This is a genomic window from Paenibacillus sp. FSL E2-8871, assembly GCF_038000345.1.
Lineage (GTDB): Bacteria > Bacillota > Bacilli > Paenibacillales > Paenibacillaceae > Paenibacillus_AQ.
This window is the reverse complement of the sequence record NZ_JBBOBV010000001.1, coordinates 4,662,385-4,678,338: the sequence shown is the minus strand read 5'-3', so window position 1 is coordinate 4,678,338 and position 15,954 is coordinate 4,662,385. Positions and strand designations below refer to the sequence as shown.

The window sequence follows — 15,954 nt, the reverse complement described above, 5'->3', positions numbered from 1 at the left end:
TTTTTAGCTTATTCAATTCCAGCAGCTAACAGAACACCGCTCAATCGGGCGTATTCTTCTAGACTTAACGTTTCTCCACGACGTGTTGGTTCAATACCAGCTTCTGCGAGTAAAGCCTCCAGACGCTCACGTCCCTCTTCAGGGAAGTAACGAGCTTTGAGATTGTTAGCAATCGTCTTGCGACGCTGTGTGAAAGAAGCTTGGACTACCTCAAAGAAGTGCTTCTCACTCTCAACTTCTACCGGTGGACGCTCTCTTACCTTTAGACGGATTACAGCGGACTCCACATTAGGTTGAGGAATGAACACCGTACGCGGCACAATGCAGACGAGCTCAGGCTCGCTGTAGTACTGCACGGCAATGCTAAGGCTCCCATATTCCTTTCCTCCCGGAGAAGCAGCCATACGCTCCGCAACCTCTTTCTGAATCATTACAACGATGTTATCAAGCGGAAGCTTCTCTTCGAGCAGCTTCATCAGAATCGGAGTAGTTACATAATACGGCAGATTGGCAACTACGCTTACCTTGTTCACGGATGCAAAATCTTCTTTGAACAGCTCCTGCAGATTTACATTCAGAACATCATCATTACGAACCTTTACATGCGGATAAGGGGAAAGTACGTCCCTTAAAATAGGAATCAGCCTACGGTCGATCTCCACAGCAGTCACCGCACCGGCGGTTAGCGCCAAACGCTCCGTCAGGGCACCAATCCCAGGACCGATTTCCAATGCCCCTGATTCACTATCTAGCCCAGCAGCGTCAACAATCTTGTCCAATATATTTTGATCAATCAAAAAATTCTGTCCTAAGCTCTTCTTGAACTTGAATCCATAACGTTGAATAATTTCTTTCGTCCGTTTTGGAGTCGAAATTTGCTCTCTACCACTCATGAAGTAATGCCCCCCTGATCAATTTGGGCGAGAGCTCCGGCAAATTCCTCCCGCGTAATTCCAAACATCGCCAGCCGCTTGTACAGCTGCTTGCCATTACAATATCCGATTCCAAGCAAATTACCAAGTGCCATACGTCTTTCAGCTGCCCGAGGATGTACAAGCATTCCAGCGGCCATTAGATCATCAAGTCCAATTAAAGCAGGTGCACCTTCAAAAGAGGTATGTACATTCCGCAGCGCATGACGAATCGCCTCTGGAGAAGCGTTCTCCACACCAATATCTCCCTTGCGGGTTGCGTCCTTCTCCGGAATGAAGGCATGCTTACAGCCCGGAACCTTTGCGGACACAATCTTACGAATTCGTTCACCCGCGTGATCCGGGTCAGTAAGGATAATCACTCCTCTACGCTCCATAGCAAGCGCGATCTTCGCAATTACGGTCCGGTCTACAGCCGAGCCCCCTGTTTCGATCGTATCTGCTTCTACAGCGCGTTTAACAGCGACGGTATCACTCTTACCTTCAACGACAATTAATTCCTTAATCATATCTCTTGACTCCTTCCAAAAAAAGCAAAAAAGAAGAGGTTTCGCTCCTCTTCTTTTGGTTAAAGAATGTATAAGTGATGAGCGGTTGCTCTGCGATCAACGAAATGATCATCTGGCGTTCCTTAACGGTTATCATCACTATAGCTTATCAAAGAATAATTTGCAAAAGCTTCAGCCTAGTTTAACTCCGGCTTCACAGGTCCAATCACATAAACGGTGCGCGATTTACGACCGAAATTACGGACATGGCTCAGTGAATCGTAATAGACATCTACTTTATTGCCTTTAATGGCACCGCCAGTATCTTCTGCTCGGCGGAATCCAAGCCCCTCGATATATACCCACCAGCCAATAGGGATTACATTCGGGTCTACCGCAATTGTACGACCTTCCGTTACGCGTGTTCCGGAGGCAGTTTTGGTACCAATACCTGGCTCTTCTGATGAATAAGCTGTCATGGAGACGTTCTTAATCATCTTCTTGTACTCAAAGTCTACGCCAGCCTTGCTAGTGACGTTATTAGTCTTGGCGCTAACCTTAGCCGTTTTTGAAGTGGTGTTTGATTTGGAAGTTGTTGTAGTCTTAGCTACAGCCGGCTTAGGAAGTGCTTTGGTACCAACGGCAATAATCTTATCTTTCGTTACCGTTTGTACTTCCTTACCAATCATGCGCATAGAGGCCAGTTCTCCGTCTTGGTAGATCTTTTCAATATGCTGAATCATGACGCCTGGTTTGCCTGCCTGTGCCACTCTAACTGTTCCCACAGTAAGGGAGGGGTCTGCTGTCTTGATGACTCTGAAGGGTAAGTTAGTTGATCGCTGTACAGTCTGTTTGTTGATGCGAACAATCTTAACCTCCATGTTTGCAGAAATGGTGGTGTCTAACGAAGGGAAAATCTTATCATGACCTTCTAGGGTAATGCCCATTTTCTCAATTGCTTTACCAATTGTGTCTTCGGTCGTATATAACGTTTTTGTTGCTCCATCCGCAGTAAGACTAATTTTCTGCGCACGATTGATAACGACACGGTCACCGTCTTTTATTTCATCACTCAGTCCTAAAGATAGTTCATCATGCGGCTGCAGCGAAATTTGCTCTTTCTCCAACACATCACCAAGAAGCGCTTCTCGCGTTTCAAGCGTCTGTGTTTGCCCGTCTATTACTAAAAATAATTGTTTGTTACTTTGACCGTGTACGTACAGCAGAATAAGTAGCGCGATAGCGACTGAAATCACGCCTGCAAGTAAAAGTACGCGAGTATTTACTTGCTCCCACCGTAATGCGAAAGACCTGCTGGATGACTGCGAATCATGGGATACTTCTGGTTGGAATACGCCCATTCTCTCCATCCTCCTTACATAGCCCCGTCGTCAATTGTATATCATGAGGACTGAATTCCTTTGACGAAACTATTTGAGATTGTCACAGGACACGCACGTAATAACTTAGCGTCTCCTGCTCATGGATCGCCTGCTCGGCACAGCTACTCCCACCCCTGTTATATAACAGTATGTGGGCAACATTCTATTTATTCAAAAATAAAAAAGCCTAAAAAGAGTTCAACTGAGGACTCTTTCGTGGCTTCTCCAATATCAGAATAGAGAATGCTTGTGCACGAGGTTGCCTCTCTTACTTGCGCTTACGGGGTTAGCTGTCGGGTTCGGACGAAAGAGAGACGCCCTATTTCAGGTCACCCGCTCATGGCGGTTGCCCTTAAATTCACCCCAAAGACCACGTGAAGAAATCAAATACTGTCCTACGGCACGTCTAAACCGTATTTAAAATACAGGCATGCGGCAGGTCAATATTGGTTCCCCCGTTCTCCATACGGAGACTCAGCGAGACGATCCATGAATCAATGGCTGTCACTATAACACAGCTCACATCACTGAAAAGATGATATCCTGTTTTGATGCATGTTGTAAAGGACGATTCAACCACGTTTACGCAAAAATATGGTTAAAATATTGTAATATTCAGCCGTTTTTATATTAAAAAAGTTTAATATATCGGCCATTCTCTATTTTTCGCCTGTTTTGCTCCCGTTTTCACTCAATCCCAAATCGTTCCAGTGCGTTCGCATACGTTATTTTAGCCAATTCTTCCCATGTTAACCCTTTAATTTCAGCTGCTGCCTCTGCTACAAGCTTCACATGAGCGCTCTCATTTCGCTTCCCGCGGAAGGGGTGTGGAGTCAAATATGGAGCATCGGTTTCGATCAATAATCGGTCTAGTGGGGTCTGCGCAAGCACTTCTTTTGGCACTCTTGCATTTTTGAACGTAATGGGTCCTCCAAAGGATAAATGAAAACCAAGATTCAAGCACATTTTAGCTGTTTCCCAGCTTCCTGAGAACGAGTGCATCACGCCTCCAACCTCATTTGCTTTTTCCTCCCGTAAAATCCGTACAATATCCTCATGGGCATCACGATCATGAATACAAATCGGCATATTTAGTTCACGGGCTAGTCCAATTTGCTTGCGAAAAACTTCTTGTTGCACATCCTTGGGAGAAGTATCCCAGTAATAATCCAGTCCGATTTCACCAATAGCCACTACTTTTTTATGACTGCATAGAGAAGCGATCCAATCGAGATCTCCTTCTTTCATATCAATCGCATCCTGAGGATGCCAACCCACTGCCGCATAAATATAATCATAAGATTCCGCCAGCTTCATCGTTGAGGGAATCGTCTCCCGATTAAATCCGATATTAATCATCTTGCTAACTCCTGCTTCTACAGCACGAGCGATAACTTCTTCGCGATCCTCGTCGAATTGAGGTGCATCCAGATGCGTATGTGTGTCAAACAGAAACATTTTAACCCTCACTCCTTGTTCTTTTTTAGATATAAGACAATATAAGTTTCACGCTATCCGTTATATCTTATATTTCTACTCTTCTTGTCATAAATCCCATATTTTCTTGTATTATTTTGCAAAAATCTCTGCAATAGAAGCAGGCAATCGCGTAAGCGCATTTCTCAACTTATCCTGAGGAAAATAAAGATGATATCTTCCACGGTGAATGCCGCTAATAGAACGCACAATATCCGACACCTCTGAAATTTCCCGCAGATGATCATGCCGATCAAGCAGCAGAATTTGTTTATTGTCAAAAGCTTCTCCCGGACGGAACACATCATAGGGCAGATCTGTCGGAAAATCAATCTCCAAATCATATTCTGGGTGAAGTCCGGCTGCCGCAAAACTGCTGCGAATTTCAGTAATCATATCTGTATCGAGATTCTCCACCTCTACATATTTATACAGTTTACGATGAATAAAACGGGTACACAAGTCACTTAGGAGCTCATCTTTCTCAAGCGTCCACTGCATAAAAGCCGTCTGTACCAGTGCTTCATCTAGCATTAAATATTGCTTCACTGTCACCTCACCACGGAACAAATCCTCCAGCGGATTAATCATGAAACTAAAATTGTACCCCTCTTGGAAAAGCTCCTTGGCTCTACGGAAAATTTGTCGCAAAATAATCTCTGAGCTACGTGTCACCGGATGAAAATAGACTTGCCAGTACATTTGATAACGCGACATTAAATAATCTTCAATGGCATGCATTCCCGATTCTTTTACAACAATTCGACCATTATAAGGACGCAGCATTCTTAAAATCCGATCAATGTCGATCGTCCCATAGTTTACACCTGTATAGTACGCATCACGCAGCAAATAATCCATGCGATCGGCATCTAGCGGACTGGAAACCAGATTTACAACAATTTCATGCTCATAAGTTTTAGCGATTACAGAGGCTACTTTACGAGGAAAATCCTCCTCCACATCACGCAAGATCTCAGTAATCTCTGTGTCCTCCAGAATAATTCGACAAGTCCAATCCTCATGATTCATTTCAAAAGCTTCTTCTATAGAATGGGAAAATGGACCGTGTCCCAGATCATGCAGCAAGGCCGCACACAAGGTGAGCAGACTTTCTTCAGGAATCCAATCCTTATACCCGCTTCGTTCAAATTGCGAAATAATTCTACGTGTAATTTCGTAAACCCCTAGGGAATGAGAAAACCGACTATGCTCTGCGCCATGAAAAGTGAGATACGAGGTACCCAGCTGGCGAATTCGGCGTAAACGCTGAAATTCCTTTGTATTTATTAGTCGCCAAATAATAGTATCCTGCACGTGGATATAATTGTGAACCGGATCTTTGAAAACCTTTTCTTCTGTGAGCGGCTGCTTCATGAGATCAACTCCTTTATTAAATTTAATATGATTTTAACCAATATAAGTATATAATAAGTAATTATGTCGTACTTTGTCGAATAGTGACGTTTTTAGTCTTGGTAAATCGACAAAGTTTATTTTTTCACTTTTTTTAGAATTCGTGATTGTTATAGGGAATTCAAAGTTTTCGTGAAAAAGCACTTATTTAACAGATGAAAAAAGGTTGACTGTTTTGGGAATCGTTGGTATTATAAATATCATAAAACAGTGAACAATGTCGAATAATGACGTTTTTGGAACATTGAGAGGAGTAACGATTGTTATGATGAAATCAACAGGAATTGTAAGAAAAGTAGACGAACTTGGACGGGTAGTTATTCCCATTGAATTGCGCCGTACTCTTGGCATTGGTGAAAAAGATGCACTTGAAATTTACGTTGATGGTGAGCGCATTATGCTTAAGAAATATGAGCCTGCCTGCATTTTCTGCGGCAACGCTGAGAACGTAACTTACTTCAAAGGAAAAATAGTTTGTCATGAATGCATTTCTACTATCCCTACCCCTGTGACAAACTAAAATAAATAGTATATAATAGAACTAATCAAATTGTTAATTCTAACCTTTTCATATCTCCTTGACCTCCCGTGACCGCGGGAGGTATTTTTTTTCTGCAATCACCTGTGTTTCCCGCCCCAAAAGGTGTCTATAAGGATTTACTCCCCCATGACACCTAATAATGATGGGTAATGCGGTGAGAGCATGAAGTAAAACGAGTTTTACCATGATCTGGTCTATCTTGGGCTTCCTTTTGGGAACCACCTTCAGGCTAGAATCTCGTCAGCTTCGTAATACCCCTCCGCACCTGGTTAACCTCTTAGAATTAGAATCCGTCAATGACACTTACTGCTGCTCCGCTTTATCCAGAAGTGCGTTATAAATATCTCGCTTTGACACACCACGATCAGAGGCTGCTTTTTTCATAGCTTCTTTACGCGGCATATCTGCTGCTTCGTAATGAGCAACATGTTCTTCAATACTTAACTGGCGCCACCAAGCCGATTCCGCCATTTCAGCATCTTCCTTGCTCTCGCCTTCAACGACGATAACATACTCACCAAGCGGTGGATGTTCAGCGAGCCAATCCGTACATTCCTCGATCGTCCCACGTAGAAACTCCTCATATCTCTTCGTCAGTTCACGAGCAAGCACAATTCGCCGATTACCAAATGCTTCATGGAGATGAGCCAGTGTCTTCACCACGCGATGTGGAGATTCGTAGAACAGTATAGTCCCTTGCGCCGAACGAAGTGGACTTAATACCGCACGGATATCTTTACGTTCTCGAGGTAAGAAGCCGATAAAAGTGAAAGTAGTCGTAGGCAGACCGGAGGCAATTAATGCTGACAAAGCTGCGTTAGCTCCGGGTATAGGAATTACTGGTATACCGTGACTTATGGCAAGGGCTACAAGGTCTGCACCAGGGTCGGAAATGGCTGGTAAACCGGCATCGCTGACGAGTGCCAAATTTTTTCCTTCTATTATATAGCGGATAAGTTCAGGTCCACTGGCAGCCTTATTATGCTCATGATAACTGAACAACATAGAGGGTGTAATTTCAAAATGGCTCAACAATTTCCGAGTTTGTCTTGTATCCTCAGCTGCAATAATATCGCATTCCTGCAATGTGCGGACAGCACGATAAGTCATATCCTCTAAATTACCGATGGGTGTTGCCACCAAAAAGAGTGAACCGGTTGATTCCTGCTTATGTGTATTGTTATTGTTCTGAAAACTGCTTTGGCATGATATCGTCATGATTTACCCTCTTTAGCACCATAGTAGATGTCCATAATTTCTGGACAGTATTGATTGTCCTCATTATATACAATGAGTGGTGGATGTAAACGAACCTCCGGCTTACCATCACGTATCGCTTCAATTAATACCATATTAGCTTCCAGATGCGCACGTGGATGTACAAAGCGAATAATCTTAGGCTCGAGCCTATATTTTCTCATAAGACTAATAATATCGACCAATCGTTGTGGCTTGTGAACCATACTTACCTTTCCACCGGTGCGAACCAGTCTCACACAGGCTTGAATGACCTCCTCCAGCGTACACCCGATTTCATGACGAGCCATGGCCTGATGAGTGTTCAGCTTGAGGTCACTGCCGTTAAGCGGCATATAAGGAGGATTGACTGTTATTGCATCATATACGCCATGCCCTGCAACTTTATATAACTCACGTAAATCGCCTTCATGGATCACAACCTGATCCTGTAGCCCATTTAGAGCCACGCTACGCCGAGCCATATCCGCTAAACGGGGTTGAATTTCAATCCCTTCTATAGAAGCTTTAGTTCGGGTCGTCATCAAAATAGGAATTACACCATTTCCAGTACAAAGATCCAGGACTCTCCCACGAGGCGGAACGCTGGCGAAACGCGCAAGCAGTACAGCATCCATAGAAAAGCTAAATACTTCGTCACTTTGAATAATTCGCAAGTCATGCGTTAATAAATCATCCACCCGCTCCGTCGGCAACAAAGGAACAGATATATCGTTAAAAGAATTTGTCATGTAGTAATCTCCTAAATGTTTTGTTGAGCTAAATTCAAAAAAAACCGTAGGATCAATCTCCTACGGCTGGATATCCTCATTTATTAAGAAAAGAAAGACAGAACAGACAATCACCTTCCGTGCGTAAATGTCCAAAATAAACATTACAGATGTGAAAGCCTTCATGGTAAAGCCGGGCCAAGTTGTCATAACCTTCCCCGACAACCTCTTCTGTTCCCTCTCCGGCAGCTAAAAGAGCTTCCGCCTCCGCAGAATCTACGGTAGGATCCAAAGGTGCATCCCGCTTTAAAATTTTGCGAAGCTGTTCATTCTCCAGAGTTAACCTCTGATTAGCTTCCATCAGTTCTTTTACCGTCTGTTTCCATTCTCCAAGATTGGCGCGCATCGTTTCCATCTGTGCTTCCATATCCTGCATGTGTGCAAATATATTTTTCTTCTCCAAGTTTCCACCCCGAAAGTAACCTTATAATGGTTTACTTGACGACAACATCATCCATTGGAAGTTCCTTAACTTTGCCCACTTCAAACAACTGTACATGAACCGTACGGCTTCCGGCATTAAGTCCTACTACTTTGCCATCACCCAATGAGGTCACGACAATCTTGCCGACCGCTGGCATTTCTTCCTTTACACTCTCATAATTGTCATGCTCAAATTTCAAACAACACATCAGACGTCCACAAAGTCCTGAAATCTTCGTCGGATTAAGTGACAGGTTCTGATCCTTCGCCATTTTAATGGATACGGGTTCAAAATCCCCTAACCAAGATGAACAACAAAGTACTCGCCCACAAGGTCCAAGTCCACCTAGCATTTTAGCCTCATCACGCACCCCAATTTGCCGTAGCTCAATGCGGGTCCGGAAGATACTTGCTAGGTCTTTAACCAATTCTCTGAAGTCGACCCGTCCTTCGGCCGTAAAGTAAAATATAATCTTATTACGGTCAAAAGTAAACTCTACATCGACGAGCTTCATTTTGAGACCATGGTCGCGTATTTTATTTAAACAGGTGGTAAAAGCCTCTTTAGCAGCCCCTTTGTTCTCTTCAACTACGCGTGCGTCGGTTTCTCCGGCAATACGCATCACTTTTTTGAGGGGCAAAACTACGTCGGATTCTTCCACCTCTTTTTTGCCTACGACAACTTTACCGTATTCAACCCCACGTGCTGTCTCCACAATAACATATTGATCCCGTTCAATCGGAAAATCAAGTGGATCGAAATAATATATTTTACCCGCTTTTTTAAAACGGACACCTACTACGCTGTACAAAAATTAACCCCCTTGTTTGCCGGTAAAAGGAACCTATGGGCATGTCCGCTCCCTGATGATCCATGCTTGTCCTTCCTCGTCTGTTAAAACGATATTTCCAGGTAAAGCGACATCCGGAGGATATATCATAACTAATCCTTTAACTTTCCAGTCGGATTAAAAACTGCTCCAGACACAACTGGGCATTGGCATTGGATCGCAGCTTCTTAGTGCTCTCTGCAGCAAATCCCATATAAGCCACCCATTGTTCCGCACTCCGCTCACGGGCATGCCTGGAAATAAAGTCTAACTGATCTATGAAAACGATACTCTCATGCTTACGATACAGGAAGTAAAGCATATCTTTAAACCACAGATGGAACATGCTGAAGAAGATATCCAAATGTTCAGCGAGTCCGGTCTTGAACAGCTTCTGCCCAGCAGTTGCTACAGCGGAGCTGCCCTTGCCTAAGGACTCCTTAGCTAATTGTAACATTACATTTCTCATTTCTGCAAACCAATTCTGTTCCAAAAGTTTCCTGCAACCATCAAGTCCTGAACTAAGTGATACTGCACATCGAGCTAAGGGTATGGGAACGCCCTCACTTGCCAGAGCTTGGAGCATAATATCCGGGTTTAACGGACTAAATGGAATCCGCTGAGTCCGCGACTGAATTGTTGGCAATAAGGAACGGCTATTATCACAAATTAAGATTCCAACAGCCGGAGCTGGTGGTTCCTCCAGAAATTTCAGCAGACTATTGGCAGCTTGTACCGTCATTTTGTCTGCTCCATCTATAATATAAACTTTCGGATTCACACCCTCTGACCGATAGGAAAAGACGCGCTGCAGCTCACGGATTTGATCTATTTTAATACTTGCTCCATCTGGCTGCAGCAGTGACAAATCAGGGTGGTTTCCATGCTCTACTTTGCGGCACTCCAGGCATTCCCCACAGGCATCGTCCTTGCTCTGGGTACAAAATATAGCTTGGGCAAACATCAGCGCCGTTTTCATTTGTCCACTGCCTGCCGGCCCTGTAAATAAATAAGCATGACTCACAGCTTCTTTGCGCAAGGCATTTTGGAGTAGCCGCTTGGCGTTCTCCTGGCCTACTATATCATGAAAAGGCATAATTTCCTCCCAAAACTTTCAACCATAAACGCCTTTATCGTCCTTATAAGGACGATAAGTGTTTAATCGAGAAATATAAGGCTAAAGTATAGTGTAAAGCATATACTTTCTTATATTTTAAAAAGAAAGGTTGATTAACAACCCACGGATTTCTCCAACGCGTCCTAACAGATCGATCCGGCCTTGCTCACTATTCAGCAAATCATCTGCCATTGATAGCAAAGCCGAATCAATTTCCTCAAGCAGCTTGTAACGCTTGCCACGTCCACGTCGATCCCATCCGCGTGTTTCCTTCAGAATGACGCCTCTTCGAGCCGTTTCCTCCAGAAATCTTTTGATCATCATCCGGTAGATGGTAAGCTCACGAATCGTCATAGACTTAGATAAACGATCGCCTTGAGACTGTATTTCTTTGATCTGGCGATTCAGTTCATCTTTGGTTTTCTGCTCACTTTGCTGCTGAAAAACATCAGAGAACGTTTTTTGCTGAACGGGTTTGTTAGCCCCTTCTGCATTTGGCATCTCACTCTTCAAGGGCCTATACCCCGGATTGATCTTCAAAGGTTATCTACCGCCCTTTTTATATATGGCTTGCTAATCTATATTATACTTAATAATGTTCAAAACGATCTACAGGAAGTACGAATACAGTAGCTCCACCCACTTGTACCTCAACAGGAAGTGGCAAATACGAATCCGTTGTTCCACTCATCGGTGTTACCGGAGTGACTAACTGCTCACGCACTTTACAACTGTTTCGGATTACGGTCAATACGGATTCAATCTGACTGTCTTCTACCCCGATCATAAATGTCGTATTCCCCGCTCGTAGAAATCCACCTGTACTTGCAAGTTTAGTAGCACGGAAATTGGCTTTGACTAGCTCGCTGGACAACCGGTTACTGTCTTTATCCTGGATAATTGCAATGATCAACTTCATCTTCGCATTCCCTCCCAATACTTTTATGGTGTATTACTACTTAGAGTTACTCGTAGTAACCCTTACTTCATAAGCACACGCCTAATTATATGTCACTTCTCTTAGTATATTAGACAAAACACCCTAAAAACCCTTTAATACTCTCTCTTCAAGAGTTCTCACGATATCTTGTTCTACCATATGAATGGGGCGATTAGCATCCAGAACTACTATTCTGTCCGGATTGGCCTGGGCTAATAATTGATAGCCTTCACGGACCTTCTTATGAAAAGAAAGGCTCTCCAGATCCAGACGATTCACTTCCCGTTCTTGATTCGCTGCTATCCGTGACAACCCTATCTCTGGGTCCACATCCAGATAAAAGGTTAGATCTGGCATACGGTTCCCTATCGCAAAACGATTAATACTCCATACCTCTTCTATTCCGAGTCCTCTCGCATGTCCTTGATAAACGAGGCTGCTGTCTACAAAGCGGTCACAGAGTACAGTAAGCCCTTCTCTAAGAGCCGGTTCAACGACTTCGGCGAGATGTTGGCTTCTTGATGCAGCATATAGTAATGCCTCTGTACGCGCATCCATAGCTGTATGGGCAGGGTCTAGAATAATGGAACGAATCTTCTCAGCAATCTCTACGCCACCCGGTTCACGGGTAATTCGATAAGGCATGGATCGGTTCTGTAAATAGGCCGTTACTCTACCTAGTACCGTTGTTTTTCCGGAGCCTTCGCCCCCTTCTAATGTTATGAAGAAACCTTCTTTTCCCACTTATGCTTCTCCGCCCTTCTGAATGTTGTATACCTCAATACGCTGCAAGACCGGATCAGCACAAGCCTGAAATTTGGCGCCTCCTTTGGCTAAACCAGCCAGCCTTCTTTGGATCTGATCTGTGATCACTTCACCCGGATATAATACCGGGATGCCTGGTGGATAGGGAATAACCATCTCTGCCGCCACTCTACCCACGCAATGTTTAAGATCAATACTTTCAATCTCATTCGCTGACACCGGCTTCAATGAGAAGTGGACAGGATCTGAGATTTGTAAAGAATGGAAATTGTTCCACGTGGAAATATTGCGAGCGCCTGATAAGTCGGGGGCGTTCGGTGATTCGGAAGGTTCCTCCGAATCTATTTCCCGCAGCGCCTGCAGCAAATGATCTGCATCTCCAGCCTTCGATCCAAGGCTGAACAGCAGCACTACGTGCCGGTCATCGCTCATCTCCGGCACGCAGCCCTTTGCCTCGAGCTTGCGTTGCAGCTCGAAGCCGCTCAGGACTCCGGTGGCGTCATAAATGACGACTTTAAAGGGGTCCTGTGTCACATACGCCGCCATATAATCAGGCGGCGTATTCGGGTGCAGCGGCTCTGCCGGCTGCACTAGTCCGTAGCGCGGCAGCTCCGCGAGCCCGCGCCGTAGAACGTCCACGGCGGCCAGCCCCGCCGTGAAGGCATCCTTGCCCCGGCTGTGCAGCAGCCGCCGGGCAAGATCCAGCGACGCCATCATAGGATATGATGGGCTGGAGCTCTGCACCATGGCGAGCCGCTGCCGGAGCAGGGCGCGGTTGAGCCGCGGTCCTTGAACATGCAGCATAGCGCCCATGGTCATCGCTGTGAGCATCTTGTGCGTGGACTGCACGACGCCGTCCACGCCACAAGCAAGTGCCCCGGCTGGCAGCGCCGGGTGCTGCCCGTAATGCGCCCCATGCGCCTCATCCACAAGCAGCGGTACACCGCTGTCGTGACAAATACTCGCGAGGGGCGCAAGATCACTACCCATGCCGTAATAATTCGGCATGGTAACAAGTACAGCTGCGGCTTCAGGATAGGCTGCAAGTGCAGCCTTAACAGCTTCGGCCGCCGGCGCCACTGCCAAGCCGCTGAGTGGATCAATCAGAGGCTCCAGAAAAACAGCATGTACTCCAGCCAACATCAGTCCATGAATGACTGACTTATGCACATTGCGTTGAACAATCATAATCATTCCAGGCTCGGGACAAGCGGTTAGAATAAGAGCCAGATTGCCGGCTGTGCTTCCTCCAACCAGAAAAAAGCTTTCCTCTGCTCCAAAGCAATCTGCTGCCAACTCTTGCGCTTCCTTGATAACTCCCTCAGGATGATGAAGATCATCCGTTCCGGAAATTTCCGTAACATCATACTTCATTACCTCATCTAAAAAGCCAGCGCCTTCAACGCCATCATATGCCTCTCCATTCTTATGACCTGGCACATGATATGATCTATTACCCATAATTCTATATTGTTCCAGCATTTCGTATATAGGCGCCCTACAACGTTGTAATTTATTCATATTAAATTCCTTCCCATAGGGTTCCTTCTATTTTAACGTAAATATTCGCAAACGCCTACGCTTCAGTGTAAAAGCGGCCCTTTGGACAACAAAACGGCTCCTCCCGCCTGAAGAACGAGGAAGCCGTGTATTGAATATCACTAATGCAGCCTTCGTATCTTTCATCCAGACCGCTCTCTTAATTGCATCATTTAACAGAGTTACTCTACTTAAGCGTTCTTTTGCAATCCAATCTTCTTCATCCGGCCGATAAAAAAACGGTACTTGGCATCTTCAGCCTCGGTACGTATCATCTCAGCCTCACATTCCTCACAAATAAAATGCGAGACAATCACAATACCTTCCTCTTTTACCTGTCCACAAATGATACAAGCTTGCCCGGTTTGCTGTTCCATAACCATCCCACCTTGACTCTTTTAAGAACAGTATGATACACCTTCTATCATTTTAAACCTTTTCATAGTATTTTCATATCCTTCGTATCGTGCATTATATATATTCCGTTGCCGTTATATCGGTGAATTTCCGCCGCAGTTTATTAAAATACATCCAATCGCCGATATTAAGAACATACGAATTCATGAGGAGGTTAGACTATAATCTATGGAACCCACTACCAAAGGTGCAGCTACATTCTATCAATATAAACTAATTAAAAAAGTAAATCTAACGGCACGCCTGCTGCCTATTTATATTATGCTTCCCTTATTAGTCCTTGTGCTCGAAACCGTATTTCTTTCCTGGTGGAGCATTCTTTACATAATCATAGCAGCGCCTGTAGCCTTCTGGGTTCAATATGTCATTTCACGCTCAGTTCTTTTAATCTCAGGACACCCCATTTCAAAAAGATGGTCTGTCTCATTTAAACTGCCTTGGTTAGGGTTTATGCCTGATCAACATATTAGTTACCGTATATTCCGTAAAGTACAGCTACATAATTTCTATATCGGTCTTTGTATTGCAGCACTCTTTATTTTCTGGTCACCGCCAGCATTTACTGTATCACTGATCACTTGCCACTTATGGCTCCTACTGCCTCGTCTTTATACTCTGTTCAGACTGAATCGACAGGATCAGGGAGGCATGCTGAAATTCAATCCGACCGATGTATCCTATTACTCTCAATAAAGTGCAGCAGTATAGCTCATATTATTTTCACGTATTAAAAAATAAACCGCCATCCTTAGGGATGGCGATTCTTTATTTCGTCTTAAGGCCTTTAATGGAGGTCTTCTTTTCTTTAGGAATCATCACTACAAAATAATCATCGTGCACTGTTAAATGAACCGTTAACCCATCCTTCAGAAAAACACCCGAAGAATCACTATCATCATCTTCCTTTTCTGTCCATCCCCAGGCTTTAATAGCCTCCAAATAAGGATCCGGAATACCATTCTTCTCCTTTAATCCAGGTAAAGAATAACGTACATAATCCATAGCAACGTTAGTAGTGGTCTGGTCTGGTGAGTTTGCCTCATGCGGGACAGGGAAGCTTTTCTCATTCAGTGCACCCTCGAAAGTATCCCACTTAGGTTCTTTAGCCCCGCAACTTGCCAATATTAAAGTTAAAATACAAGAAATCATTATTAACTTGAATATTTTTAATTGTTTCATGCCTTAAATCCTCCCTACCTCTACAATGCATCTAAAGACACAAGAAAATTCAAAGTTAGAATTTATGAGTAGTTCCTTCGTATTAAAGATCTGCTAACTATTAGCACTTTTCTATTATACTTGTATCCACCGCAGCGTCGGTAACAAAAATGTCATTCCACAGTAACCTATTCTAATGTTATTACTAGCCTTAAATACTTGTATAATAAAAAAAGAAAAAAAGCCACTGCTGATATTATCAACAATGGCTTAATCTGCTTGGCAACGTCCTACTCTCCCAGGACCCTTCGGTCCAAGTACCATCGGCGCTGGAGGGCTTAACGGTCGTGTTCGGGATGGGTACGCGTGGAACCCCTCCGCTATCGCCACCAAACATGCGTCTGTGAAACAGACGCTGCCGCGTGAAATTCGGTTCATCACCAGAAGTGAGAATGAATTTCTTAGCGTGTTACAGGCTTGATGCCTGAAAACTGAATCCGAAT

At 44.3% G+C, this 15,954-nt stretch carries 18 protein-coding genes, 1 rRNA gene and 1 riboswitch; of the genes, 2 read left to right on the top strand and 17 right to left on the bottom strand.

Annotation, left to right across the window (positions count from 1 at the left end):
• Window positions 1-8: 8 nt before the first annotated feature.
• The 5 genes from rsmA to NYE25_RS21215 form a co-directional block, all read right to left on the bottom strand.
• Entirely contained in the window at window positions 9-893 is an 885-nt protein-coding gene (gene rsmA, locus NYE25_RS21235; RefSeq protein ID WP_341146795.1) for a 16S rRNA (adenine(1518)-N(6)/adenine(1519)-N(6))-dimethyltransferase RsmA, read from the bottom strand.
• Window positions 890-1,441 (bottom strand): ribonuclease M5, encoded by a 552-nt coding sequence (rnmV, locus tag NYE25_RS21230; RefSeq protein WP_042183831.1) that lies wholly within the window; start codon window positions 1,439-1,441, stop codon window positions 890-892. The genes rsmA and rnmV overlap by 4 nt, the downstream gene beginning before the upstream one ends.
• 176 nt (window positions 1,442-1,617) lie before the next feature.
• Window positions 1,618-2,781, bottom strand: coding sequence for a 3D domain-containing protein (locus NYE25_RS21225; RefSeq protein ID WP_076286881.1), 1,164 nt, complete (start codon window positions 2,779-2,781; stop codon window positions 1,618-1,620).
• Window positions 2,782-3,062: 281 nt separating this feature from the next.
• Window positions 3,063-3,292: riboswitch (cyclic di-AMP (ydaO/yuaA leader) on the bottom strand.
• A gap of 197 nt (window positions 3,293-3,489) precedes the next feature.
• Complete coding sequence (locus tag NYE25_RS21220; RefSeq protein ID WP_341146794.1) at window positions 3,490-4,260, bottom strand: TatD family hydrolase; 771 nt, start codon at window positions 4,258-4,260, stop codon at window positions 3,490-3,492.
• A gap of 111 nt (window positions 4,261-4,371) precedes the next feature.
• A complete protein-coding gene (locus tag NYE25_RS21215) occupies window positions 4,372-5,655 on the bottom strand; it encodes an HD domain-containing protein (RefSeq protein ID WP_042183826.1) in 1,284 nt (427 codons plus the stop codon).
• Window positions 5,656-5,959: 304 nt separating this feature from the next.
• On the opposite strand from NYE25_RS21215, the gene NYE25_RS21210 reads away from it, so the two are divergent.
• A complete protein-coding gene (locus NYE25_RS21210) occupies window positions 5,960-6,214 on the top strand; it encodes an AbrB/MazE/SpoVT family DNA-binding domain-containing protein (protein ID WP_042123095.1) in 255 nt (84 codons plus the stop codon).
• 324 nt (window positions 6,215-6,538) lie between these two features.
• Here the strand turns inward: NYE25_RS21210 and rsmI are convergent, their stop codons facing one another.
• The 10 genes from rsmI to NYE25_RS21160 form a co-directional block, all read right to left on the bottom strand.
• A complete protein-coding gene (gene rsmI / locus NYE25_RS21205; RefSeq protein WP_094872031.1) occupies window positions 6,539-7,453 on the bottom strand; it encodes a 16S rRNA (cytidine(1402)-2'-O)-methyltransferase in 915 nt (304 codons plus the stop codon).
• A complete protein-coding gene (locus NYE25_RS21200) occupies window positions 7,450-8,223 on the bottom strand; it encodes a tRNA1(Val) (adenine(37)-N6)-methyltransferase (RefSeq protein ID WP_042183822.1) in 774 nt (257 codons plus the stop codon). The genes rsmI and NYE25_RS21200 overlap by 4 nt, the downstream gene beginning before the upstream one ends.
• A gap of 76 nt (window positions 8,224-8,299) precedes the next feature.
• Window positions 8,300-8,665: a DNA replication initiation control protein YabA gene (gene yabA / locus NYE25_RS21195; RefSeq protein ID WP_042123089.1), complete on the bottom strand. Its 366-nt coding sequence runs from the start codon at window positions 8,663-8,665 to the stop codon at window positions 8,300-8,302.
• 31 nt (window positions 8,666-8,696) lie between these two features.
• Complete coding sequence (locus tag NYE25_RS21190) at window positions 8,697-9,497, bottom strand: PSP1 domain-containing protein (protein WP_042123087.1); 801 nt, start codon at window positions 9,495-9,497, stop codon at window positions 8,697-8,699.
• 139 nt (window positions 9,498-9,636) lie between these two features.
• A complete protein-coding gene (gene holB / locus NYE25_RS21185; RefSeq protein ID WP_341146793.1) occupies window positions 9,637-10,611 on the bottom strand; it encodes a DNA polymerase III subunit delta' in 975 nt (324 codons plus the stop codon).
• A 117-nt stretch (window positions 10,612-10,728) separates the two neighbouring features.
• On the bottom strand, window positions 10,729-11,172 hold the full coding sequence (locus NYE25_RS21180; RefSeq protein WP_042183820.1) for a YaaR family protein: 444 nt from the start codon (window positions 11,170-11,172) through the stop codon (window positions 10,729-10,731).
• Between the two features lie 49 nt (window positions 11,173-11,221).
• Complete coding sequence (locus tag NYE25_RS21175) at window positions 11,222-11,551, bottom strand: cyclic-di-AMP receptor (protein WP_042183817.1); 330 nt, start codon at window positions 11,549-11,551, stop codon at window positions 11,222-11,224.
• A gap of 123 nt (window positions 11,552-11,674) precedes the next feature.
• The gene (gene tmk / locus NYE25_RS21170; protein ID WP_042183814.1) at window positions 11,675-12,316 is read right to left on the bottom strand and encodes a dTMP kinase; all 642 of its coding nucleotides are present in this window, start codon (window positions 12,314-12,316) and stop codon (window positions 11,675-11,677) included.
• A complete protein-coding gene (locus tag NYE25_RS21165) occupies window positions 12,317-13,858 on the bottom strand; it encodes an aminotransferase class I/II-fold pyridoxal phosphate-dependent enzyme (RefSeq protein WP_341146792.1) in 1,542 nt (513 codons plus the stop codon).
• Between the two features lie 209 nt (window positions 13,859-14,067).
• Entirely contained in the window at window positions 14,068-14,253 is a 186-nt protein-coding gene (locus tag NYE25_RS21160; RefSeq protein ID WP_042123074.1) for a sigma factor G inhibitor Gin, read from the bottom strand.
• Window positions 14,254-14,461: 208 nt separating this feature from the next.
• Between NYE25_RS21160 and NYE25_RS21155 the strand changes: the two genes are divergently transcribed.
• On the top strand, window positions 14,462-14,986 hold the full coding sequence (locus tag NYE25_RS21155) for a hypothetical protein (protein ID WP_042183802.1): 525 nt from the start codon (window positions 14,462-14,464) through the stop codon (window positions 14,984-14,986).
• Window positions 14,987-15,058: 72 nt separating this feature from the next.
• Here NYE25_RS21155 and NYE25_RS21150 read toward each other — a convergent pair whose 3' ends face one another.
• On the bottom strand, window positions 15,059-15,472 hold the full coding sequence (locus NYE25_RS21150; protein ID WP_341146791.1) for a hypothetical protein: 414 nt from the start codon (window positions 15,470-15,472) through the stop codon (window positions 15,059-15,061).
• Window positions 15,473-15,728: 256 nt separating this feature from the next.
• A 5S ribosomal RNA gene (gene rrf, locus NYE25_RS21145) occupies window positions 15,729-15,845 on the bottom strand.
• Between the last annotated feature and the right edge of the window lie 109 nt (window positions 15,846-15,954).

What these genes read in the sequence shown, in the direction of transcription:
- NYE25_RS21225 (WP_076286881.1), bottom strand. Translation starts at nt 2,781, where the DNA reads ATGGGCGTATTCCAACCAGAAGTATCCCATGATTCGCAGTCATCCAGC.
- rsmA (WP_341146795.1), bottom strand. Translation starts at nt 893, where the DNA reads ATGAGTGGTAGAGAGCAAATTTCGACTCCAAAACGGACGAAAGAAATT.
- NYE25_RS21165 (WP_341146792.1), bottom strand. Translation starts at nt 13,858, where the DNA reads ATGAATAAATTACAACGTTGTAGGGCGCCTATATACGAAATGCTGGAA.
- NYE25_RS21210 (WP_042123095.1), top strand. Translation starts at nt 5,960, where the DNA reads ATGATGAAATCAACAGGAATTGTAAGAAAAGTAGACGAACTTGGACGG.
- holB (WP_341146793.1), bottom strand. Translation starts at nt 10,611, where the DNA reads ATGCCTTTTCATGATATAGTAGGCCAGGAGAACGCCAAGCGGCTACTC.
- NYE25_RS21155 (WP_042183802.1), top strand. Translation starts at nt 14,462, where the DNA reads ATGGAACCCACTACCAAAGGTGCAGCTACATTCTATCAATATAAACTA.
- NYE25_RS21220 (WP_341146794.1), bottom strand. Translation starts at nt 4,260, where the DNA reads ATGTTTCTGTTTGACACACATACGCATCTGGATGCACCTCAATTCGAC.
- NYE25_RS21175 (WP_042183817.1), bottom strand. Translation starts at nt 11,551, where the DNA reads ATGAAGTTGATCATTGCAATTATCCAGGATAAAGACAGTAACCGGTTG.
- NYE25_RS21160 (WP_042123074.1), bottom strand. Translation starts at nt 14,253, where the DNA reads ATGGAACAGCAAACCGGGCAAGCTTGTATCATTTGTGGACAGGTAAAA.
- rsmI (WP_094872031.1), bottom strand. Translation starts at nt 7,453, where the DNA reads ATGACGATATCATGCCAAAGCAGTTTTCAGAACAATAACAATACACAT.
- NYE25_RS21150 (WP_341146791.1), bottom strand. Translation starts at nt 15,472, where the DNA reads ATGAAACAATTAAAAATATTCAAGTTAATAATGATTTCTTGTATTTTA.
- NYE25_RS21200 (WP_042183822.1), bottom strand. Translation starts at nt 8,223, where the DNA reads ATGACAAATTCTTTTAACGATATATCTGTTCCTTTGTTGCCGACGGAG.
- NYE25_RS21215 (WP_042183826.1), bottom strand. Translation starts at nt 5,655, where the DNA reads ATGAAGCAGCCGCTCACAGAAGAAAAGGTTTTCAAAGATCCGGTTCAC.
- rnmV (WP_042183831.1), bottom strand. Translation starts at nt 1,441, where the DNA reads ATGATTAAGGAATTAATTGTCGTTGAAGGTAAGAGTGATACCGTCGCT.